Annotated in this window: 19 protein-coding genes; 9 read left to right on the forward strand and 10 right to left on the reverse strand. The window is 39.6% G+C overall.

Annotated elements, in window-relative coordinates; all coding sequences use genetic code 11:
* Positions 1 to 16: 16 nt before the first annotated feature.
* Positions 17 to 523, forward strand: a complete 507-nt coding sequence (locus tag AACZ88_RS03445) for an RNA polymerase sigma factor (RefSeq protein ID WP_339706206.1) — start codon at positions 17 to 19, stop codon at positions 521 to 523.
* On the forward strand, positions 520 to 1,113 hold the full coding sequence (locus AACZ88_RS03450) for a hypothetical protein (protein ID WP_339706209.1): 594 nt from the start codon (positions 520 to 522) through the stop codon (positions 1,111 to 1,113). Before AACZ88_RS03445 ends, AACZ88_RS03450 begins: the two co-directional genes overlap by 4 nt.
* A gap of 31 nt (positions 1,114 to 1,144) precedes the next feature.
* Here the strand turns inward: AACZ88_RS03450 and AACZ88_RS03455 are convergent, their stop codons facing one another.
* The 6 genes from AACZ88_RS03455 to AACZ88_RS03480 all read right to left on the reverse strand — a co-directional run bounded on the left by AACZ88_RS03455 (position 1,145) and on the right by AACZ88_RS03480 (position 12,046).
* Positions 1,145 to 2,521, reverse strand: a complete 1,377-nt coding sequence (locus AACZ88_RS03455) for a sulfatase-like hydrolase/transferase (RefSeq protein ID WP_339706212.1) — start codon at positions 2,519 to 2,521, stop codon at positions 1,145 to 1,147.
* A 62-nt stretch (positions 2,522 to 2,583) separates the two neighbouring features.
* On the reverse strand, positions 2,584 to 4,158 hold the full coding sequence (locus AACZ88_RS03460) for an arylsulfatase (protein ID WP_339706215.1): 1,575 nt from the start codon (positions 4,156 to 4,158) through the stop codon (positions 2,584 to 2,586).
* A gap of 70 nt (positions 4,159 to 4,228) precedes the next feature.
* Complete coding sequence (locus AACZ88_RS03465) at positions 4,229 to 5,770, reverse strand: arylsulfatase (RefSeq protein WP_339706218.1); 1,542 nt, start codon at positions 5,768 to 5,770, stop codon at positions 4,229 to 4,231.
* A 46-nt stretch (positions 5,771 to 5,816) separates the two neighbouring features.
* On the reverse strand, positions 5,817 to 7,322 hold the full coding sequence (locus AACZ88_RS03470) for a RagB/SusD family nutrient uptake outer membrane protein (protein ID WP_339706221.1): 1,506 nt from the start codon (positions 7,320 to 7,322) through the stop codon (positions 5,817 to 5,819).
* A gap of 16 nt (positions 7,323 to 7,338) precedes the next feature.
* Positions 7,339 to 10,662, reverse strand: a complete 3,324-nt coding sequence (locus AACZ88_RS03475; protein WP_339706224.1) for a TonB-dependent receptor — start codon at positions 10,660 to 10,662, stop codon at positions 7,339 to 7,341.
* 217 nt (positions 10,663 to 10,879) lie between these two features.
* Complete coding sequence (locus AACZ88_RS03480; RefSeq protein WP_339706227.1) at positions 10,880 to 12,046, reverse strand: FecR domain-containing protein; 1,167 nt, start codon at positions 12,044 to 12,046, stop codon at positions 10,880 to 10,882.
* Positions 12,047 to 12,157: 111 nt separating this feature from the next.
* Here AACZ88_RS03480 and AACZ88_RS03485 point away from each other — a divergent pair, with 111 nt between their 5' ends.
* Positions 12,158 to 12,766, forward strand: a complete 609-nt coding sequence (locus AACZ88_RS03485; RefSeq protein WP_339706230.1) for an RNA polymerase sigma-70 factor — start codon at positions 12,158 to 12,160, stop codon at positions 12,764 to 12,766.
* Between the two features lie 20 nt (positions 12,767 to 12,786).
* Here AACZ88_RS03485 and AACZ88_RS03490 read toward each other — a convergent pair whose 3' ends face one another.
* From AACZ88_RS03490 to AACZ88_RS03505, 4 genes are all read right to left on the reverse strand, one after another.
* Positions 12,787 to 13,440, reverse strand: coding sequence for a DUF2461 domain-containing protein (locus AACZ88_RS03490; protein ID WP_339706233.1), 654 nt, complete (start codon positions 13,438 to 13,440; stop codon positions 12,787 to 12,789).
* Between the two features lie 136 nt (positions 13,441 to 13,576).
* Complete coding sequence (locus AACZ88_RS03495; protein WP_339706236.1) at positions 13,577 to 14,374, reverse strand: TIGR00266 family protein; 798 nt, start codon at positions 14,372 to 14,374, stop codon at positions 13,577 to 13,579.
* Positions 14,375 to 14,673: 299 nt separating this feature from the next.
* On the reverse strand, positions 14,674 to 15,564 hold the full coding sequence (locus AACZ88_RS03500; RefSeq protein ID WP_339706239.1) for a DUF6268 family outer membrane beta-barrel protein: 891 nt from the start codon (positions 15,562 to 15,564) through the stop codon (positions 14,674 to 14,676).
* 248 nt (positions 15,565 to 15,812) lie between these two features.
* Positions 15,813 to 16,268, reverse strand: a complete 456-nt coding sequence (locus tag AACZ88_RS03505; RefSeq protein WP_339706242.1) for a DUF4442 domain-containing protein — start codon at positions 16,266 to 16,268, stop codon at positions 15,813 to 15,815.
* A 133-nt stretch (positions 16,269 to 16,401) separates the two neighbouring features.
* On the opposite strand from AACZ88_RS03505, the gene AACZ88_RS03510 reads away from it, so the two are divergent.
* The 6 genes from AACZ88_RS03510 (at position 16,402) to AACZ88_RS03535 (ending at position 22,379) form a co-directional block, all read left to right on the forward strand.
* The gene (locus AACZ88_RS03510; RefSeq protein ID WP_339706245.1) at positions 16,402 to 16,884 is read left to right on the forward strand and encodes a DUF4870 domain-containing protein; all 483 of its coding nucleotides are present in this window, start codon (positions 16,402 to 16,404) and stop codon (positions 16,882 to 16,884) included.
* 164 nt (positions 16,885 to 17,048) lie between these two features.
* Entirely contained in the window at positions 17,049 to 17,384 is a 336-nt protein-coding gene (locus AACZ88_RS03515; RefSeq protein WP_089888005.1) for a PadR family transcriptional regulator, read from the forward strand.
* 2 nt (positions 17,385 to 17,386) lie between these two features.
* The gene (locus AACZ88_RS03520; RefSeq protein ID WP_339706250.1) at positions 17,387 to 19,180 is read left to right on the forward strand and encodes a PspC domain-containing protein; all 1,794 of its coding nucleotides are present in this window, start codon (positions 17,387 to 17,389) and stop codon (positions 19,178 to 19,180) included.
* A 225-nt stretch (positions 19,181 to 19,405) separates the two neighbouring features.
* Positions 19,406 to 20,140 (forward strand): head GIN domain-containing protein, encoded by a 735-nt coding sequence (locus AACZ88_RS03525; RefSeq protein ID WP_339706253.1) that lies wholly within the window; start codon positions 19,406 to 19,408, stop codon positions 20,138 to 20,140.
* Positions 20,141 to 20,319: 179 nt separating this feature from the next.
* Complete coding sequence (locus AACZ88_RS03530; protein WP_339706460.1) at positions 20,320 to 21,330, forward strand: dipeptide epimerase; 1,011 nt, start codon at positions 20,320 to 20,322, stop codon at positions 21,328 to 21,330.
* Positions 21,330 to 22,379 carry an aminotransferase class I/II-fold pyridoxal phosphate-dependent enzyme gene (locus AACZ88_RS03535; protein ID WP_339706256.1) on the forward strand — a complete coding sequence of 350 codons (1,050 nt, stop codon included), beginning with the start codon at positions 21,330 to 21,332 and terminating at the stop codon, positions 22,377 to 22,379. The genes AACZ88_RS03530 and AACZ88_RS03535 overlap by 1 nt, the downstream gene beginning before the upstream one ends.
* Positions 22,380 to 22,388 lie beyond the last annotated feature (9 nt).

A 22,388-nucleotide genomic window follows, 5' to 3' on the forward strand; every position in this document is an offset into this window, starting at 1 on the left:
GTAACAAGCCAGACCAATGAGCAACGAACTTGAAAAAACCTTTTTAAATGCCTTAGAGCAAAACCAACAGAAGCTATTGCGAATCTGTTCGGTTTATTCCAAAGATACCGATGACACCAAGGATCTTTTTCAAGAGGTATTGGTACAAATATGGAGGTCAATGCCAACTTTTGAGGCAAAATCATCAATAGCTACCTGGATGTTCAGAATAACATTGAACGTTTGCCTTCGTTTTCGTTCCAAGGAAATCAAAAAACAAAAAAGGTTCATTCAAATGGACAGTATTACCATAGCCAAATTTACACCTACAAAGGAAAATAATGTACAACAAGAGAAATTGGCGCATCTCAAAAGCTGTATCAAAAAATTGAATGAGGCCGATAAGGCGGTCATCACACTCTATTTGGAAGAAGTTCGGTATAAAGAGATTTCAGAAATTTTAGGCCTAACGGAAAATAACGTGGCAGTAAAGGTAAAGCGCATCAAGAAAAAATTATTGAACTGTATAAATCAAACAACATGATGGAAGATGAACTGATCAAAATATGGCAATCTTCCCCAATGGAGGAACAAATTAAATTTGACAAGTCACGATTGATGTTAGATATGCAATCAAGTTTGAATCGTTTTGACAAATTAGTAAAATGCGGTATACTCATAGAGCAAGGGGCAATGATAATCGCCATACCCGTATTTATTTTTTATATCTATTTCGTTCCTTTTGTACTTTCAAAGATTGCATCTATTCTAATTGTCACGTGGGGTATTTGGTATTTTTTTAAACTCAAGGAGTGGAAGAAAAAGAAACCCAATAACTTGAAAAAAAGTTATTTGGATTACTTATATGAATCTAGAAACTATTTAGTATTACTTAAAAAGTGGGGAGACAATGCAATTTACTGGTATATTCTACCCACTATACTCAGTGTAATACTCTTTCTTTTTGGCCCTTTACTAGAAGGAAAACTTAACAACAAATTGATTGCAATACTATTTATTGTTACAATTGCTACTGGGGTAGTCACTTATTTCTGGGGAAAATGGAGAGTTAAAACCCAATTTGTTCCCCGATTAAAAAAAGTTGAGGAGCTTATAGCAGTTATGGAGGAATAGTCTACTAAAAAAGCTAAACTGAAGAAGCAGACTAGTTGGAAACCTCCACTACTCCTTCATGAACTTTCTTTTGCCAATTTTTTAATTTTTGCTGTAGCACATTTACCAAATCAGGTCTTAATACGGCCATATTATTTTCTTCCCCGACGTCTTCCGACAAGTCGTATAATTCAATCTTTTTGGTGCCCGCTTCTGCTATGGATACGAGTTTCCAATTTTCACTGCGAATCGCATTTCCATTCTTAAAACTCCAGAATAAATCACGCTTCGGAGGCGATTTCCCCATCAATAGCAGGCTTTTAATACTTATTCCGTCAATTACTTCGCTTTCTGGTTTTTCTCCTATAAAATCAAGAAATGTAGGTAAAAAGTCCATAGTCATTACAGGTTCATCGATTATAGTACCCCCTTTAAATTCAGAAGGATACCAAGCAATCGCCGGCACACGATGACCACCTTCATAAACTTCGGTCTTAAACCCTTTTAAATGACCATTGTTTCCATTTTTCGAAGCTCCGTTATCGGAACAAAATATGACGATGGTATTTTGATCAAGTCCCGTTTCCTTAAGTGTTTGCATTATTCTCCCAATGCCTTCATCCATCACCTCGACCATTTCTTTATACACATGGGGAATGCTGTCTTGAGGAATTGGCTTCGTTCCCCTCACACCAACATTACGAACGGCTTCATCGTTCCTTTTTTGATATGGATAATGTGGCGCTTCATGGGGCAAGTACAAAAAGAAAGGTTTTCCTGTTTCCGATGGATTGTTCTCTTTGATAAAGTCTATTCCGTATTGGGTTATTAGATCTGTGGTATACCCTTCTTCATCCCTTAAATCGGTACCCTCCCACCAGTCAGAATATCCCTCTTGATCGATATGGGCATGAAAATCTACGTTGCCGCTCACAAACCCCTTAAAATTATCAAACCCTTGCAAGGTTGGGTTAAATTCCGGGGCATACCCCAGGTGCCATTTCCCATATATCGCAGAGGTATACCCGTATTTCTTTAATTCATCGGCCAAGGTAAGCTCATCAATTGCCAAACCTACGTCACGATGATTGGCAGCCGTGATAACTCCCGAAACGCCCGTACGCTGCTGGTATTTCCCCGTCATCAGAGCAGCGCGTGTGGGGCTACAAACCGTTCCATTGGAGTGAAAATCGGTAAACCGTATTCCTTCAGAAGCCAACTTATCAATATTCGGGGTGTTAATAGAAGTATTGCCGTAACACGAAATATCACCATACCCCAAATCATCTGCCATGATAAGAATAAAATTCGCCCTGCCTGAATCTTCGGCCCCCACTTCTTCTATATGCCCCTGGGCCGCAACATCATACGACATAAAAATGGAAACAAGAAAAAAGAAGACCGTTATATTCATTATGTTTTTTGTCATCGATTCTTTACTCTTTACAAATAGTCGGTTAGCGTTTCAAAGCTTACCGTTTATTATATAACTTATTTTGCAGCTATTCTGGAATTCTTTGAAGAATAACCCTGTTCACGATATTTTTGTAGCAAATGGGCCATGTCTTCTATTTTATCAGGATGACTGGAATATAGATTTATACGCTGTTCAGGATCATTTTCCATATTAAATAATAAACCCGCGGTTTCAAAATCTTTATAACCCCTTAGCTTTTTGAATGAATCGGGCATTTTGCTGTGTTCACCTGAAGCGGCGCTGATATAAAGCCATTTTCCTTGACGTAAACCCCAAATATTTTCATAGGTGTTATGTACCGTAGCTTCCCGAAGTGGTGAAGTATACTTCTCTCCATTAAAAACAGGTAATAAATTGTAGCTATCGGGAGCAGCTTCGTTTGGCAACTCACTTTTTGTTGCTGCGGCCAATGTTGCCATGATATCGACTTGGGAAATCAGTTCTTCGGAAACCGACCCTGCCTTAATCTTCCCTGGCCATTTTACAATAAACGGTACGTGGTGCCCTCCTTCCCAAACATCACGTTTCAAACCCCGAAAATCACCCATACTATAATGATCATATTTCTCTGCCCGAGCGAAAGCATATTTTTCAGGACCATTATCGGCGCTAAAGATGACGAGCGTGTTTTCGTCCAGCCCTTTTTCTTTTAGGGCATTCAACACCTGTCCGGCCACCCAATCGGTCTGTACCATAAAATCACCATAGCCTCCAGCCTCTGATTTTCCGATAAATTCGTCATTCGGAATAATTGGTGCATGTGGAGAAGGCAGTGCAAAGTATAGAAAAAATGGGGTGTCTTCCGATTGATTATTTACATATTCAACAGCTTTTTCTGTAAGTGTAGGCAGAACGTCGTAGGGGTTCCAACCTTCAACCATGGGGCCGGGTCGGAATTCCCAGTTCCCCTCTTTGGTTGCGTAGCTGCTATTTTCAATATTTTGATTCACGGTCGGGAATTCAATCACCCTATCGTTTTCTACCCATGCATAGGGCGGAAAATTTATGGTACCATCACCGAAATAATAGTCAAACCCCCGGTCTAAGGGCCCACCCGCGATAGGTTTGCTCCAATCGATGTCTTGTGACTGATAAAACTTGACTGGTCTATCCCTTCGAATCATCTCTCCCGAAGGTTCATTCTTAAATTCCCAGTTCCACCCCAGGTGCCACTTTCCAATACATGCCGTAGTATAGCCAGACTTTTGTAGAACCTGCGGAAGGGTCACGTCAGTGTCATTAAAAAACGGCTCTCCGAATGCTTGTACTATACCATGCTGCTTTCGCCAATGATACTTACCTGTCAACAAAGCATAACGGCTTGGAGAGCAAATACCTGAAGAACTATGGGCATCGGTAAATCGCATGCCTTCCGAAGCCAGCTTATCAAGGTTTGGCGTTGGTATTTTCGAATCTGGATTCTGACAATTGAGATCACCATAACCCATATCATCGGCATAAATAATCACGATATTGGGGGGGGCCACTTTATGTACAACTGCTTCTTTCTTCGTTGCCTGCTTGCCTCCGCAAGCGTTTAAAAAAATCATTACAAAGCAAAAAGTAGAAATTTCCAGTATTTTTTTCATGCTTATGTTCTATTTAGCGTATCCTGCAAATCAAATTACCTGATATAATACCATGACACTTTAAAATCCATTACTTTTTGGCATCGTTCAAAAGCGCCAGAAGTTCTTCCACTACCTCAGGATGTTCCTCATAGCGGTTGTTGGTTTCTTGCGGGTCTTCCTCCAAATTGTACAAGGTTGCGTTCGGTTGCCCTTCTTCCTGTGCTATCAAATCAGGTTTACTAAAGCCTCCCGACCCCAACGAAGTGGTAAGTTTCCACGGTCCTTTCCGGATTGCAAAAAAACCATTAAGAGAATGATGCACCGTGTAATCACGGATCTGTTTTTGTGCCTTTTCGGTAAGTGCAGGCAACATATTATAGCTATCCTCACCAGCACCTGTGGGTAAATCTTTCTCGACAATACTTGATACAGTCGCCAGTAAATCGGTCGTACATGTCACTTGATCGGAAACGCTCCCTGCCTTTATTTTTCCTGGCCAGCGAACAATAAAGGGGATGCGATGACCACCCTCGTAGATATCGGCTTTCTGGCCTCGATAAATATAATTAGCCCGGTGTGCATACTGTTCTTTGTCTTCCTTGGTCCAATTCGACCCATTATCGGAAGTGACAATAATCAAGGTGTTTTCGGCCTGACCCGATTGTTCTAAAGCTGTGAGAACCTTGCCCACGGTATTATCTACCAAGGTGACAAAATCGCCATAACGTCCTGCCTGCGATTTTCCATTTACCTCAGCATTAGGTAACCACGGGGTATGCGGTGCGGTTAAAGGAAAATAAAGAAAAAACGGTTCTTTTGCTGTTTTTTGCTTCTCTATAAAATCAGTGGCCTTATCTGTCAAATGTTCGAGCACATTATAAAAATCAAAACTTGGCGCAACTTCTCCCGCGCGCCAAAAAACGCCTCTTCCATCCTTAGCCTGACTTTTACCTGTAGTATAGGCGGTTGGCAATTCGGTCGCCATTTCATTCTCAAGATAAAGGTATGGTGTCATATCCAATGAAGAAGGAATGATATACGAATAATCAAAACCTACGGTATTCGGACCGCTCACCGGCTTGCTAAAGTCGACATTACTGTCAGCATATTTTTCAAAAACCCTATCCCATTCATATTTCTCAATGGGCATTTCCGGATTTTTAGAGTGCCATCCCAAGCCCAAATGCCACTTTCCGATACAGGCAGTTTGATAGCCGTTATCGCTGAGAAATGAAGCGACCGTTGTGCGATCTTCTTCAATAAGTGGTGGATCATAGCCCCATAACACGCCTTCTTTCAAACGACTGCGCCACGCATAGCGCCCTGTTAAAATACCATATCGCGTCGGGGTGCAAACCGCTGAATTGGAATGTGCATCGGTAAAGTACATACCTTCTTCAATAATCTTATCCATATTAGGAGTTTGAATACCCGATTTTGGATTGAGCGCCGATAAATCGCCGTACCCCATATCATCAGCTAAAATATAGACGATGTTAGGTTTGTCGACCTCCTGAATAGTTTCATTTGCTTGCTTTGAAGTTTTCGAGCCACAGGAAGCCATCACGAGCGACGCCCAAACGGCTATTGGTATTCTTTTAAGTCCGCCACGGACCAAGCTACAGTTCATACCTAAAGTGTTTCAGTTTTTATAATTCAAGTTTGACCGAAGAGAACTAGTACCCCGGATTTTGTTCCTGAATATTGGCATTATTCGAAAACTCGACCAATGGAATCGGATATAAGAAATACGGTTTTCCTGTGATAGGGTGTGATATTAACCGATTTGAGGGAAATGTGAGTTCACCCTTAATATCCATCTGAAATTGGATACGTTCCTCTAGAATGCCCCATCTGTTCAAATCAAAGTAGCGCTTGGTCTCGAATGCCATCTCTACCCTTCTTTCTTTTCTTATGGCCATTCTAAATGCTTCTTGTGAAGTAAGGGTGGTAGCATCATGTGCGGGAAGCCCTGCATTCAGTCGAATTTCATTTAATAGACCGAAGGCCTCTCCGCCAGAAATATACCCAACTTCATTCAACGCTTCGGCCCGCATCAACAGCACATCGGCATATCGGATAATCGGATAGTTCCAGGTGCTTTGGCCTGGTGGTTGATCAACCTCGTTCAAATATTTATTTACAAACAGAAGGCTTCCTTTGGGTTGGTCGGGAAACAGAAAATTATCAATACCATAATCTGCGAGGGTTACCTCAAACCTGTTATCCCCGTCTTCATATTCTTGAACAATTCCATTACCGGAAGATAAGCTACCCCCTTCACCATTCAAACGATCATCGGTAGGCAAGGTCGCCGCTCCTCCTTGCATTGCTTCTGGAGCAAACGTATTTCTTAAATTGGTCGTGGTCGCACCGGTTTCGCCACCGTACTGCACCTCAAAAATTGAACCCGGACCATTTTCATTAGATCCATTAAAGTTATCTGCATAGTTTTCTAGCAACCTACCTTTTCCTATGATGTCTTCGGTGTTGGTTACCGCCGCGCTCCACTCTTCCAACTCTAGGTTTACGGTCGCCAACAATGCCATGGCCGCATATTTTGTTGCCCTACCTTCTTCTTTTCCACTACCACCTGTATAAGCTGTCGGCAACAGGGTTATGGCTTCATTCAAATCCAATTTTATTTGGGCATAGACTTCTTCAATTGAAGACCTTGGCAATTCTGCATCAGAGGGTATTTTAATTTCTTCGATTATTAAGGGAACCCCACCATAGAATCTTACCAAATGAAAATAATAAAAAGCCCTCATGAACTTGCACTGACCCTCAATTAATGATTTCATCTCTGCACTTGAGAACTCGTCTATGGTAGACATACGCTCTAAAACCGTATTTGCCCTGGTAATACCCTGATAATGATTCTGCCAAGTTGTCTGTATAAGCCCGAATGATTCATCAATATTGAAAATATCCGATTCGGTTTCTTTACGCCAGGTCCATCCATCGTCACTTGAACGACCTGCCAATTGTACCATCGTATTTTGAAAAATAGGCTGTAATGGCTCATAAACACCGTTAACGCCAGTAATAAGACCCTCTTCAGTCGATAAAAGTTGCTCTAAAGCTACCTGACCTTCCGGCTCCGGGTCTAAAATATTGCTACAGCTGATTGAATAGACGCCTATTAAAAGTAGTCCTATATATTTTATATAATTTTTCATTTTATCCGTATTTAATTTAAAAACTTACTTTAACCCCTAAATTATATTGCCTTGTATTCGGATAAGGCGTATAATCTATTCCTGCCGATAGTAGGCTTTCCCTACTGGAAGCTTCTGGATCTAAACCGGTATATTTGGTAAAGGTCAAAAGATTGGTTCCCGAAAAAGTAAATTGTGCACTTTCTATAAAAGAGTTGTCAAAAATTTTGCTGGGCAGATCATAGGTCAGCGCCACGTTTTTCAATCTTAAAAAACTGGCATCTTCAAGAAATCGTGTAGATACCAAAGTAGCCAAAGTTGTGGTAGTACCCCCTTGTGAGGGCCGTGGCACTTCAGATGGATTATCAGGAGTCCAAAAATCAGAGGCTTCGGCAAAATTCTGTACAAAAGGAACTCCTCTCGAAAACAAGTTTCTAGCAGTATTATACAACTCGTTTCCTGTTGCAAAATTCATAAAGACCGATAGCGACAAATTTTTATAGGAAAAGGTATTGTCAAGACCTCCAATAAGTTTCGGATGCGGATTACCTACAAAAGTTCGGTCACCTGCATCTAGCACACCATTCTCATTAATATCTTTATACCTCGGATCTCCAGGTACGGCGTTGAACCAAGTGGCAGCTTCGGCTTCTTCGCCCAACTGCCAAACTCCGTCATAAATATACATATTGAAAGCCCCAACAGGATTTCCAGCAACCGTTAAGTTGGAAGGAAGATTCGATAATGGAATATTTTGTCCTGGTATTTCTAAAGGCTCCCCTGCCGAATTCGTTCCAATATCCAACACTTCATTTTTATTGTAGGCAATGTTAAAATCCGTAGTCCAAGTAAAATTTCCGACCAAATTTCTAGAAGAAATTGCAAACTCGATGCCCGAATTCTGTACCGATCCAATATTGACAATAGGGGCATTGGGCACTCCTGCAGTCAAGGGTATCGGGTTTTGTATCAACAAGTCTTCCGATTTTTTATCATAGTAGTCAATGGTACCACTGACCCTACTTTTAAATAATGCGAAATCAATACCAATATCTAGTTGTTTATTCGCTTCCCATTGCAACGAAGGGTTGCCGATATTAGACGCCGAGTTACCAACGACCACAGTATTGCCGTATACGTAAGGAGTAGGCGCTGCCTTGGTGATAAATTCGAAGTTTCCAATATTTTGATTTCCAGTAAGACCGTAACTAACCCTGAGTTTTAAGTCGTTCAAAATAGTACTATTCTTTAAAAAGTTTTCTTGTGAAACTCTCCAAGCGACCGATGCGGAAGGAAAAGTACCATAGCGTTTATCGGGTCCGAAACGGGAAGAACCATCCCTTCGAACGGTGGCCGTCAACAAGTATTTATTGTCATATCCATAATTTAGACGAGCAAATGAAGAAGCCAAACCTCCTTTTACATTACTACCAGTGCTATTAAAACTGGTTTGATTCGATAGCTGGTTTAAGGAATTGTCGATGGTTCCCGTACCTGATGCCGCTGTTCTGCGCAATAAAAATTGCTGGGCAGAAACACCGACCAACAACTTTAGGCTTTGTTTGTTGAAATCCTTTGAATAGTCTAAAGTGGCATCGGCCACCCAATTGGTATCGTTATTATTAGTTACCGTTACCGAACCTTGATTATTGATCATTCGCCCTATTTGGTAAATAGGGTTATAACTATACCCTTCTATACGTACCAAATCACCACCCACATTGGTATTTAGAAATAGGCCATCAATAAGTTTTATGTTTGCCTGAAAGTTACCGAGCAACCTGGTGGTATTCCGCTCTTGGGTAGGCAAAAGCAAAGGAACCAATGGGTTTTGATTGGCGCCAAAATAAGGGGCCGATGCCGTATTGATATTGGTTAGCTCTCCATTTTCATCGTACGCCGGAGTATAACTGTGCTGATAGGCAAACCCCCGAAAACCTGTTGACCCCCAATTATCACCATCTGAATAATTCTCAGGTTGATAACTGCCCGTAATATTCGTACTTATTTTAAGCCAATCGTTTACCTGGGTGCTCAAATTGGTGCGTAACGAATAGGTTTTAAGATCTGTATTCAACAAGGTTCCCGTTCTGTTCTGATAAGATGCAGATGCCGAGTACTGGGTATTCTCTGTACCACCAGAGTAGTTGATATTGTGAATTTGACGAATTCCCGTTCGCGTACCCAAATCTTGCCAATCGGTATCAAGCTGCCAGACAGGGTTGGTCGGATCATCATAAACGGCCGTACTTCTATTGGAATTCTTAAACGCTTCCACAAAAAGCAGCCGTTGTTGTTCCGTACTCATCACATCATAGCGTTCCGATATATGCTCAACACTTAAGTCTGAGCTGTATGTCAATTGAGGTTTGCCGACTTTGCCCTTTTTCGTTGTAATAATGACTACTCCATTGGCCGCACGAGCTCCGTAAATAGCAGTTGCCGAGGCATCTTTTAAAATGTCGATAGAGGCTATATCTTTGGGGTTTATCGTAGAAAAACTTGCACTTATCAAAGGAACCCCATCGACAACGATCAAGGGATCATTGCTTCCGGTTACTGAACCGACCCCGCGAATGGCTATTTGAAATTTGCCATCTAAATCACCGCCGGACTGTCGTATTTGAACTCCACTACTTCGTCCTTGTAGTGCATCGGAAAAGTTAGCGGTCGGCCTGCTCTGTAATTTTTCTTCTGAAATGTTGGAAACCGCTCCAGTAATATCAGACTTTTTCTGAACACCATAACCTACTACTACTACTTCATCAAGACCTGCTGCACTTTCCAGCAGTTGTACATTTACATTAGTTTGTCCGTTTAGCGGGACTTCTTTGGTAGAAAATCCGATATAGGAAACTACCAAGGTAACATTATCACCTAAAAGTTCTATCGAAAAATTCCCATCGAAATCTGCGGTAACCCCATTGGTGGTTCCTTTTTCTACTATGTTGGCACCAGGTAACGGAGTACCTTTATCGTCGGTTACTTGACCCGTTACCATAGTTTGTAGGTCAATTAAAACAGGTGCAATCTTATCATTATTTGGAGGTGGAGGGGCAATACGTTCTTTTAAAAATATTTGGTTGTCTACCACCTTATGAACCGTCTTCGTATCTGTAAAAATGCGATCTAAAATAGCTGTAACCAGTTCTTGGTTTGCCTTAACGCTTACTTTGCGTTTTAAGTCTACTTGTTTTATCTGATACACAAAGTGAAAATCAGTCTTGCTTTCAATTTCATCGATGAGCCTTTCTACCGATATATCGTTCAAATTCAACGTTACTTTGGTACGTTGGGCATTTGAGGTGTTCGCCTGCATAGTCAGCAGTACCGTGAACATGAACAACATACTAAGTTTCATCTTTAAGCTTGGTTTAAATATCCCATGGAAGCTCCTTTCTTGGTGAAGAAGTTTTTTCATATTTTTATAGTGTTTAAGTGTGGTTACTCAATTAGTTTAATCACTAGTGGAAATCGGGAAATGGTGACGCATTTTCCGATTTTTTGTATATCAAAGTTAGAAAGTGATCATCGGTCTATCGACCTCTTTATTTGACGCTTATTTCATAGGCATTATTTTAATTTACTATTATTTTTTTATCATTAATTATGGTGAAATCAATATCATAGGCCCCTTTGAAATATTCCAGTATTTTGCCAATGGGCATATCATCAAAACTGGCATTGAATTCAACAGAAGACAACTTCGAATTCTCATTGATGATGGTTACATCATATTGTCGTTCCAATTTTTTTAGAATATTTTCAAATGTCATATTTCTAAACACCAATTCACCCTGCACCCAAGAAGTGTAAATACTTGTGATTACAGGCTCGGTGGTTATATCTTTTTCTGTGTTGTCATAGCTTCCCCTAGTACCCGGAGTCAACACTGTTGGTCCCGAAGAATCAGCTGTTTCACCACCAATATAAAGACCTACCGAACCTTCGACCAAAACAACTTCTTTCACTTTGTCCTCTGGATAGGCATTTACATTGAATTTCGTTCCGAAGACTTTTATATGTAAATCATCGGCATTTATTATAAAAGGATGTTCGGCATCTTCTGCTACTTCCAAGAAAGCTTCTCCCGTCAAAAAAACCGTACGATCTTTTCCCTTTAAAAATTTAACCGGGTATTTTAATGACGAGCCAGCATTCAAATAAGCTATCGTACTATCGGAAAGTTGCAGTTTAAAGTGCTTTCCATAAGGTACTTTGAGGGTATTATATGCCAATTTTTCGGGAAGATTATTATCTTTAGTACCGTATACCAACTGACTTCCCTTTTGGTTACCTACCACATTTCCTAAGGCATCACGAACCTCAGAGGTGCCATCTTCAGAAATCACCTTAATATTCCCATCCTCAAGCTCTAACGTTATAAAGTTTGATGCGGGCATCGATGGCTCGACAGTGACTTCTTTCTCCGTTTGTTGATGAACAATATATCCTAGTCCCACAGAGAAAACAATTATGGCCGCGTATTTAAGAACGTTTGCTAACTTATATCTACCTAAAAGACGTTTGTCTTGTCTGATCTTATGCAATAAAAGCTCTTTTGATTTTTTAGTATCGTATGCTTTCATAGTGTGGTCGATGACATAATTGATCTCTACAAAATCGTTAAAAACCTTCTCATTATCGGGCTCCGCCAACCATAACTGCAGTTCATCCCACTCGGCTGCGGAAATAGAAGCGGTCACATATTTAACGATTAATTTCTGAATTTTTTTCGCCCTCATTCGTCACTCGGTTCACCTTTATACGAAGCCATTCTATGAAACCCTTATTTTTTTCACGATTTTTTTTCATATTTACCAAAAATTTTCACTAAATACTATGTAATAAACAATATGGAGAAGGATTTTTCAAATCACAAGACACTGATCAATGGCTTAAAAAAGGGAGATGAAAATGCTTATGCCTATTTGGTTGAAAAGTACCATCATAACTTATGCGTATATGCAAACAGTTTGATTAGAGACGATTTAATTGCCGAAGATATTGTACAAAATGTATTGGTGCGCACCTGGGAAAAGAGAGGTAAATTAAAATCTGATTTTTCAATAAAAAACTATCTGTACAAATCGGTTCATAATGAGTTTGTAGACCAATACCGAAAGAACAAAGCCGTAATGGCCTTAGAAAAAAAATACATTGCCGCCCTTGATCTTGTCATAGACGAAAAGAATGAAAACCAGCTACAAAAAATGATGGTGCTCGTTACCGAAGCCATCGAGGACTTGCCTCCAAAATGTCGTCAAATTTTTCTTCTCAGCAAAAAAGACGGTTTAACCAATATCGAAATAGCGAAACATCTTGATATTTCAAAAAAAACGATTGAGGCACAATTAACCAAAGCGTTTCGGTTTCTTCGAAAAAGATTAGGTCCCAAATTTGCAACTATAGTATTCTTTATAGGCCAACATGAATTTAGAAAAGACTGTATTGCTAGAAATTAAAAAAGTTACTTCGCTTTATATTATACCGTTACCGCCTTGTTTAAATACCTTCGAAACGGAAGAATTTCTAGATAGGCTTTAATCACTTTTTTATTAAAATCAGGTTTCAACACCTCTTTCGTTGAAAATTCGGTGGCCACGGCAAACGTTTTATTTCGTAGTAAACCAATATGCGGATGATCACTGTGGTATCCCTTCGGAGCATTGGTCAGTTTCGCATCTTCATATAGTGCTCCAAACATATTCGTAAATGACTTTTTAGCCAAAATTCCTTTTAGTTTTTCTCCATCGTAATCTATGGCATCTCGAACACTTCGCAATCGTTTGGAATCTGGCCGCCATAGCCCTCCGGCAAATATCGACCGTTCGATACCAATTTCAATATAAAAGTCTCCAGTATTGGGGCGCTTGTCCAATCCCGCACCGAAATGATTTTTATAAATGGGTTTATTCGGGTGAAACATTAGATTATTATTGATGCGATTGATACCCTTTTTCCCTGGCGTATCATAATATTCATCGTCAAGGGCCGCCAATTCTGTATTTAATACATCGAGCCAAGCGATAAAATCATTCCGGACCTCGGTGTACCATTTTCGGTTGGCATCCATCCACTCTTTATTGTTATTGTTTTCGAGTTCTTTAAGAAAAGTAACAAGGTTTTTGAAATTCATTCCGTAAAAAAGTTTATGATTGAAGTCTTCGTGAACAAAGTGAAGCAATCAGTTTATTGTAGTCACTTTAGAAGTAATGCATGCTCTAGATTGAACGAAATTCAACAGATCGCTTCGTACCTCGCGAATACAGAAATTAAAACCGATTGTCTCCCCCAATAATATCGCCGAGTCCTCCTAAAATACTGCCTTCACCCTTGTCTTTTCCGCCTCTGGGTATCGAAGCTAAAACGCGACCCGCCAAGCGGCTAAACGGCAGCGATTGTATATAAACCGTTCCTGGACCGCGTAAGGTTGCAAAAAACAAGCCTTCACCCCCAAAAACCGTATTTTTTATACCACCGACGAACTCGATATCATAATCGACATCTTTAGTAAACCCGACAATACAGCCGGTATCGACCTTTAAGATCTCACCGACACCCAAAACCTTTTTTGCCATAGTACCCCCGGCATGAACAAATGCCATACCATCACCTTCAAGCTTTTGCATGATAAACCCTTCACCTCCAAATAGTCCGCGCCCCAATCGTTTCGAAAATTCTATACCTACCGAAACCCCTTTGGCGGCACATAAAAAAGCATCTTTTTGACAGATAAACTTACCCTCTTTTTCAGAAAGATCTATGGGTAAAATTTTTCCCGGATAGGGCGATGCAAAACTTACTTGTTTTTTTCCTTGACCAATATTCAAAAATGCGGTCATGAACAGGCTCTCGCCTGTCAACAATCGTTTTCCCGCCGAAAACAGTTTGCCTAGAACACCCGTATCTTGATTGGATCCGTCACCGAAAATAGTATCCATCTTGATATCGGCATCCATCATCATAAAGCTACCTGCTTCGGCCACCACCGCCTCTTGAGGGTCGAGTTCGATTTCGACATATTGCATTTCTTCCCCGTAAATCTCATAGTCTATTTCGTGTGCATTCATATTCATTACTTTTTTCAATTATATTTTTTCTACAATTCTTCTATATGTAGACTATTCCTGTTATTCGTTACAAATTAAAGAATTGTTTTAACATGTCCATAGCCTAATAAAACCATGAATACATAGAACCAAAAAATAACACGGAAGAACGTTAACATTTAGCCAGGCAATAATTTTATACATAAACAAACCTGACCAAACTTCAATACGTTTCGTAGATTTTCGGAAACCCGGGGTGGCCCATCGAAACTCTCGTCACAGCCTCTTGCGGAACATACCGCATTTAATTTGTGCGGCCTTTAGTATGGGCTCTTGATTTTTGTTTTGCTGCCAAACGCATATTTTAACCCAAAATTGAGATAGAAGCTATTCGACATATCAAAATCATAAATCTCATCATTACTATAATCTTGTACTTGCATACGATTGTATACCGTATGGCCTCCTTTTAATGTCGCTTTAAAATTCTTCCAAAAGGCAATATTATACGCTAAACCAATTAAAAAACTCGTTTGTCTTAATGTTCCCATATAATCTTCTTTATAAATATCGATATCATCATTGATATTACCAGTAAACCCCGTTAAGGTAGCAAAGCCCTCGAAATCATGATGTTCTGTCAACGTCCATTTGACGCGACTATCTGGTATACCTATTTTATAAGCCCATGCCTCGCTGATTCTTTTTGTATAGGCCACTACCGGGACTGGATGGTACAAACCGTATTTAATATCATATTCCGCACCAAAAGTCCATAAACTATTATTTTCCTCACTATACTTGTCTAAAGTAACCAGGGCATTGAAGAATATATCGTTTGAGTTAATTTCCGTTTGATCAAAATTCGATGATATCTGGGATTCCCCCATCAAGTTTATTGCCCAATTACTGCTTAAATTTCTTTGGTATGCAAATTTTAAACTAAAGGAATTAAACCCTTCTATCTCGTCTGTTTCGAAGGGTACGTTCTTATCGACAAAATTAAAGCTTACATTTTGAACCTTCCCCCCGACGGTTAATTTTTCCTTGTTTGTATTTAATAAGGGAATAGCAATCCCAGCCGCTACTTTATCCACACTTCCGACATCAGAACTTGGAAATCTTTCGTAGTCAACATAAATACCATCTGTTTCTTGGGCATAAGACAAATTTGCCCTTACTAATACTAAAAGAATCAAGATTTTCTTCATAAAACAACACTACTTTATTAATGATTTTAAGAACGGTCGAATCCATTCCATACATCATAAAAGTGTTTAAAATATAAAGCAAAATCAATCTTAATAGATATCGGGGAAAAGTATATAGAGCAAAAGCGCAATTTTGTCTACCAACCCCAATTCTTTTAGTAAATCTTGGGAAGTACCGGAAATCGGCCTAAATCAAGACTGCCATTGTATTAAAATAGGAGCTCATAATTTATTCGAACAGATCAAAATCACTTTTTCAAGCGCACTGTCCATTCAAAATTAAAAGTTGAAACCACTACCCCATCTTCATTTACGCCGACCGACCTCATCCAAAAGGTTTGCCCTTCTCCGGTATCAATGGTTTTAGCCAAGGCCTCACTGATCAAATGACCATCTTCACATGTAAAAGTGATTCTTCCCGTAGCTTTTTTTGAGAAATTGGCATTATTATTGGCCACTAGCATTGATATCTTTTTGCCACTTTCCCTGATTCGGGCAATAACCATAGTACCCGTACTGAATTCTGCAGCCATACCTTGTACGGCCCAAAACATCGATTTAAAAGGGTTTTGGTTGAACCATCGATGCTTTACGGTAACAATCGCCTTTTGTTCGTCAATATATTTCAAGCGAACCCCACACCACCAAGCTACGGGTAGATTAAAAAAAGTAAACGCATTGAATTTCCCTGTATTTGTTGCCATAATCTCGTTTCTATGACCTAAAAGTATTGAAATTTTCCGAAGTTATAATTGTTAATTATATGTTAATTTATAGTACTTTGCTTTGCATAGTACCTTCTTTTAGACATATATTTGCATAAGAAATTACTAAGCCATGACAGATACATTGACAAAACACGAACGAAATTTGTCTGCAATAATTCACGCATCGACATTTTCAAAATACTTTATTCCCTTCGGAAATTTTATTCTTCCGCTGATTTTATGGACGGCAAATAAGGCGGAATATCGATTTATCGATTATAATGGAAAGCAGGCTCTAAATTTTCAAATCAGTCTTTTACTCTATTCGATAGTATTAGGAATTATAAGCATTCCCTTTTTAATAGGTTTCTTTCCGAATATTTTTGATTTTGGCCATTTCGGTTTTGATAGCCTAAACAATTTCAATACCATGAACATCAGTTTCAAGAGCCATGATTTCGGTTTTGGCAAATGGTTATTGCCTTTGGGCGTTTCAGGTCTCTTACAAATCGGGCTCTCTATCATCAATCTCGTTTACACTATTTTGGCAACCATTCGTACCAACGAAGGTCTAACCTTTAAATATCCTATTACCATCGATTTTATAAAGTAAAACACGATAAATCAAAAGCATATGGTACTCATCACACCATTTGGAGTTTAGTCATCAATCAAACTGTGCCGAACTTATTTCTCGATTCAACCAATCATTGAAACAATACGGAAACAAGTTCAGCACAGAAAAACGAACAGTTAATCAATTAGTAAAATGAAACTATGAACGTAGAAAACACAAAAGCACAGATGCGCAAAGGGGTGCTGGAATATTGCATATTGTCTATTCTCAACGGAAAGGACAAATATGCTTCAGAAATTCTGGAAACCTTAAAAGATGCGCGTATGCTCGTAGTGGAAGGAACAATCTACCCTCTGCTCACTAGGCTCAAAAACGCCGGGCTACTCAACTATCGTTGGGAAGAATCGACTTCAGGCCCGCCACGAAAATACTACACCTTGACAGAAACCGGAAAATTGTTCCTCAAAGAATTAGACAAGACCTGGGACGAATTAAGAAGTGCCACCAATCTGGTTACCAACACTAAAAACGACTAAGAATGAACAAGACAGTTAATATAAATCTCGCAAATATCTTCTTTCACATCGATGAAGAGGCATATCGAAAGTTGCGAAATTATCTCGAAGCGATCAAACGTTCGTTTGCCGGAACCCCGGGAAGCGATGAAATCATTGCAGACATCGAAGCGCGTCTGGCAGAGCTGTTTCATGAAAAAATGCAACACGAACGACAGGTCATTACCGAAAAAGAAGTCGATGAAGTTATTGCCATCATGGGGCAACCAGAAGATTACATGATCGATGAAGATATTTTCGAAGATGAACCATTATCTCAAAAAGAACCCAAACGAATCAAGAAATTATACCGTGATATCGACCATAAATACATTGCGGGGGTATCTTCAGGTTTGGGTCATTATTTCAAAATTGACGCCCTTTGGATGCGACTGTTGTGGATTCTCTTGACTATCGGTTCTAGTGGAGGTTTTATCTTAGTCTACGGCCTGCTATGGATTTTAATTCCTGAGGCGGTAACCACCTCCCAAAAATTGGACATGCGAGGTGAAGAAATCAACATTAGCAATATTGAGCGAAAAGTAAAGGAAGGATTTGACGGCGTAGCCGATAAAGTTAAAAATGCCGACTATGACGCCATGGGCAACAAGATAAAAAGTAGTGGTCAAACCTTTTTTGATACCATTGGAAAAATCATCATGTTCTTTTTCAAAATCATCGCAAAATTCATCGGCATCATCTTGATCATTACTGGTACTGCCGGAATCATTGCCCTTTTAGTAGCCCTTTTTACAGTGGGCGTCTTTAAAGGAGTACATTTCCCCGGAATGGATTTTTACCAAATGGCCGATGCCACAAATACTCCTATTTGGCTGGCCTCACTCTTTATTTTCTTTGTCTCTGCCATACCACTGTTCTTTTTACTTTACCTAGGATTAAAAATTTTAGTCAACAATCTAAAATCGATCGGGAACATCGCCAAGTTTTCTTTATTGGGCCTTTGGCTGATCAGTCTTATTGCATTGATTGTTTTAGGCATACAACAAGGTACTGCGAGAGCTTTCGAGGGAAGTGCGACAACCAAAGAGGAACTCTTCAGTTTAAATGAGCCCGACACATTAAAAGTGGCACTCGTTTCACCTGAAAACAGCGGTATTCTCAATACCATGAACATCGACGATATTATGCTATATAAAGATGATGATGGCAACGACATTCTTTTATCTAACGATGTACAAGTCAAAATTGAAAAATCAAATGGTTCCTCGTCGCATATTAGGGTCAGAAAAGATGCTCGTGGCAGCTCTTTCAATGATGCCCGGGAAACTGCGGAAAAAATAGCGTACGATTATAGAACTGAGAAGAATACCATTTATCTCGACAATTTTTTGACCACCCATAGATCCAACAAGTTCAAAGACCAAGAAGTTCAGGTCAATCTCGCGATTCCAGAAGGCACTGTTATTTCTTATGAAAACAACAATAATCGTTGTTGGACGATGAGAGCCCCTTTAGACCGAAATATGAATGGATGTGAAATGACCAAATATTTGTGGCAAATGGACGCAAATGGTGAGCTCATATGCCTTAATTGTCCAGAAGAAAATGATGATGATGATGATGATGAAAATTCTAAGGGGAATAACAGAATTATCATCAACGAAGAAGGGGTGGACATCGATATTCAGGACAACCAAGATTCCTTCAAAATGAAAATTGATGGGGATGGTGTTAAAATAAAGGCAAACGACAATAGTGATAATGTTGACATCAATATTGACCAAAAAGGCGTGAAGGTGAATACCGATGAGAACTAAACACCCTATAAAGTTTTACGATAGCGCAATTATTGCTTATGCCTCCCTTTGTTTTAACACAGGCGCCAAACAAACGATTCATCTATCGAATTCTACGATTCGGTACTATAAACTATAAAACTGTAAGCTTAATCAGCATTTTTACATTAATAAACAACAATCATTCATCAACAGTTGAACTTAATCAACAAATACCGAAACAAGTTCATTCTAAAAACATCGATCATGACAACATTAGCACGACTGACAATCGCATTTTTACTTGCCCTATTTTTCACTTCATGCGGATTTGATATAAACATGGGTGATCTTAGCAGTGGAATAAAAGGAAACGGAATAGTAACGAAAGATTCACGCACCATCACCAACAATTTTTCTAAAATATCAGCTTCAGAGGGCTTGGAGGTTTATGTGACGCAAGCAAAAGACTTTGAAATCATGGTCGAAGCCGATGAGAATATTATCGACCTTATCGGAACAGATATTAAAGAGGGAAAACTTAGAGTTCATGCCGTTAAGAATATTGGAAGGGCTACCAAAAAAGTATATGTTTCGTTACCCGAAATAACGGCTTTGCGAAGTTCTAGTGGCAGTCATTTAATAGTACAGCATACCATTACTTGTAATGATATCGAAATCGATGCGAGCAGTGGATCTCTTTTGAAGGTCGACGTTCTGGCCGAAAAAGTGGAAATTGATGCAAGTAGTGGGGCAAATTTAACCGTTTCCGGAGATGTAGCAAATGCCGATATAGATGTGAGTAGCGGAGGCAATATAAATGCCAAGAATTTGGAAACCAAAATTTGCCATGCCGATGCCAGTAGCGGAGGAAATCTAATGATAACGGTTACCGAATCTTTAGTTGCCGACGCCAGTAGTGGTGGCAACATTTCCTATTCGGGTGACGCCTCATTAAAAGGCAAAAAGAATATATCCGGAAGCATTACTTACCGTGATTAATATGTATCGATCGCTACAATAGAAAATCCCCCAAGCGCTACGATTTATAGGAGAACACCTGTCAAGTTATTAATAGTTTGACGGGTGTTTGTTCTTTACGAATTTTATAAATTACCTTCATTCGGTTTTGGAAAGCTTGCAAGTCTTTTGCTATCTTCGTTAATACCTACCCATACATGATGCAACTACATTTAAAAAAGTACATACTTCCTCTAAAACATACCTTTAGTATTTCTCGCGAGTCTCATGATTTTCAAGATACTTTGATTGTATCTCTTTCGCTAGAAGGCCAAACGGGATATGGTGAGGCCACTTCAAACCCTTATTATCAAATTACGGTTGAAAGCATGATGGCCGAAATAGAAGCCATTCAAAATGAGATAACCAACTTCGAGTTCACTAGTCCGGAAATTTTTCACCACTTTCTGGTCGAAAAAGGATTGACAAATTTTGCCATTTGTGCTTTAGATTTAGCCGCACATGATCTTTTCGGCAAAATTTTGAAAAAACCGCTGTATGAAATCTGGCAAACAAATACCGACAGCTACCCCACCTCGAACTATACTATTGGTATAGACACTATCGAAAACATGGTGGCAAAAATGCAAGAAATGCCATGGCCCATCTATAAGGTTAAATTGGGTACGAAAAATGATATTGCAATTATTAAGAAACTTAGAAAGCATACAGACGCCATATTCCGTATTGACGCAAATTGTGCCTGGACCCCACAAGAAACTATTCTAAATGCACCACTATTAAAAGATTTAGGCGTCGAATTTATAGAACAACCATTACCGGCAGGTGATTGGGAAGGTATGGAAAAGGTGATGCATAATAGTGTTCTCCCCGTCATAGCCGATGAAAGTTGTATTATAGAAACCGACGTAGAAAAATGCGGACTTCACTTTAGCGGTATCAATATAAAACTCACTAAATGTGGGGGCCTAACCCCTGCCCTACGTATGATAAAAAAAGGTAAGGAGATAGGCCTTAAAGTTATGGTCGGATGTATGACCGAATCAACGGTCGGAATATCGGCCATTGCGCAACTCTTGCCTCAATTGGATTATGTTGATATGGATGGTGCCATGTTGCTTTCCAGCGACATTGCCGATGGAGTAAAAATCGAATCTGACGGCAACGTAATCTTTCCCGAACTACCAGGAAGCGGTATAACACTTCGGTAATGACACATCACATTGACGGTTTTTCAAGTCGTGAACTTCTTATCAACGGAGAAAAGCACCTCTATTTTGGAGGAACCGCTTATTTGGGGCTCCAAAAGGACAAAGCGTTTCAAGGTATTTTTATCGAAAACGTCATAAAATACGGCACCAATTACGGAGCTTCACGAAAATCGAATATTAGGCTATCGATCTATAACGAAGTTGAACAACACTTGAAACATTGGGTAGGTAGCCAAGCCTGTATAACCGTCTCTTCAGGTTATCTAGCTGGTCAATTAGTGGCGCAAACACTACAAGTAGAAAAGCATAAACTTCTTTATGCACCGAACACTCATTCGGCATTGATGACCGATGATTCAGGTTCTTTTGAATCATATTCAACACTACATGCTTTCTTAACTGATCATCTAAAGCAAAACCCAAGTAAAACTCCCGTGGTTTTATTGGATTCCATAGATTTTTCAGGAAATAATTACCCTGCTTTTGAAGCACTTCGAACACTTCCTTTGGATAAAGTAATTTTGGTTGTCGATGATTCTCATGGAATCGGAGTGATAGGTGAGCACGGGAACGGAATTTACCAAAAATTAAAGCATTTGGGAAGCCAAGAACTATTGGTTTGCTGTTCATTAGGAAAAGGTTTAGGGGTACAGGCGGGAGCAATATTTGGCACTGAAAATCGCATCAATCAATTAAAGAACACCGCTTTTTTTGGCGGGGCGAGTCCTGCAATGCCAGCCGCCCTTGCGACCATACTGGGAGCTCAGGAAATCTACGCAGAAAAAAGAAGACGACTACAGCAGAACATAAACCTGTTTTTAGACCGCTTGAAATATCCCAAAAAATTCAAATTCATGAAAAACCACCCAGCTATTAGTTTTTCCGATAGCGGATTGACACAATTTTTAACGCACAATAAAATCATAGTTACCGACTTCAATTACCCCGATGAGTATTCCCCGACCCTGAGTCGAATTGTGTTAAGTGCAGCACATACAAAAACGGACATAGTATCTCTCGCTAAATGTATTGAGATGTACTATTGCTAATTTTAAACC

This window comes from uncultured Kriegella sp. (assembly GCF_963975415.1).
In the GTDB taxonomy this organism is placed as follows: Bacteria; Bacteroidota; Bacteroidia; order Flavobacteriales; family Flavobacteriaceae; genus Kriegella.

What these genes read in the sequence shown, in the direction of transcription:
- AACZ88_RS03445 (WP_339706206.1), top strand. Translation starts at nt 17, where the DNA reads ATGAGCAACGAACTTGAAAAAACCTTTTTAAATGCCTTAGAGCAAAAC.
- AACZ88_RS03450 (WP_339706209.1), top strand. Translation starts at nt 520, where the DNA reads ATGATGGAAGATGAACTGATCAAAATATGGCAATCTTCCCCAATGGAG.
- AACZ88_RS03455 (WP_339706212.1), bottom strand. Translation starts at nt 2,521, where the DNA reads ATGACAAAAAACATAATGAATATAACGGTCTTCTTTTTTCTTGTTTCC.
- AACZ88_RS03460 (WP_339706215.1), bottom strand. Translation starts at nt 4,158, where the DNA reads ATGAAAAAAATACTGGAAATTTCTACTTTTTGCTTTGTAATGATTTTT.
- AACZ88_RS03465 (WP_339706218.1), bottom strand. Translation starts at nt 5,770, where the DNA reads ATGAACTGTAGCTTGGTCCGTGGCGGACTTAAAAGAATACCAATAGCC.
- AACZ88_RS03470 (WP_339706221.1), bottom strand. Translation starts at nt 7,322, where the DNA reads ATGAAAAATTATATAAAATATATAGGACTACTTTTAATAGGCGTCTAT.
- AACZ88_RS03475 (WP_339706224.1), bottom strand. Translation starts at nt 10,662, where the DNA reads ATGAAACTTAGTATGTTGTTCATGTTCACGGTACTGCTGACTATGCAG.
- AACZ88_RS03480 (WP_339706227.1), bottom strand. Translation starts at nt 12,046, where the DNA reads ATGAGGGCGAAAAAAATTCAGAAATTAATCGTTAAATATGTGACCGCT.
- AACZ88_RS03485 (WP_339706230.1), top strand. Translation starts at nt 12,158, where the DNA reads ATGGAGAAGGATTTTTCAAATCACAAGACACTGATCAATGGCTTAAAA.
- AACZ88_RS03490 (WP_339706233.1), bottom strand. Translation starts at nt 13,440, where the DNA reads ATGAATTTCAAAAACCTTGTTACTTTTCTTAAAGAACTCGAAAACAAT.
- AACZ88_RS03495 (WP_339706236.1), bottom strand. Translation starts at nt 14,374, where the DNA reads ATGAATGCACACGAAATAGACTATGAGATTTACGGGGAAGAAATGCAA.
- AACZ88_RS03500 (WP_339706239.1), bottom strand. Translation starts at nt 15,564, where the DNA reads ATGAAGAAAATCTTGATTCTTTTAGTATTAGTAAGGGCAAATTTGTCT.
- AACZ88_RS03505 (WP_339706242.1), bottom strand. Translation starts at nt 16,268, where the DNA reads ATGGCAACAAATACAGGGAAATTCAATGCGTTTACTTTTTTTAATCTA.
- AACZ88_RS03510 (WP_339706245.1), top strand. Translation starts at nt 16,402, where the DNA reads ATGACAGATACATTGACAAAACACGAACGAAATTTGTCTGCAATAATT.
- AACZ88_RS03515 (WP_089888005.1), top strand. Translation starts at nt 17,049, where the DNA reads ATGAACGTAGAAAACACAAAAGCACAGATGCGCAAAGGGGTGCTGGAA.
- AACZ88_RS03520 (WP_339706250.1), top strand. Translation starts at nt 17,387, where the DNA reads ATGAACAAGACAGTTAATATAAATCTCGCAAATATCTTCTTTCACATC.
- AACZ88_RS03525 (WP_339706253.1), top strand. Translation starts at nt 19,406, where the DNA reads ATGACAACATTAGCACGACTGACAATCGCATTTTTACTTGCCCTATTT.
- AACZ88_RS03530 (WP_339706460.1), top strand. Translation starts at nt 20,320, where the DNA reads ATGCAACTACATTTAAAAAAGTACATACTTCCTCTAAAACATACCTTT.
- AACZ88_RS03535 (WP_339706256.1), top strand. Translation starts at nt 21,330, where the DNA reads ATGACACATCACATTGACGGTTTTTCAAGTCGTGAACTTCTTATCAAC.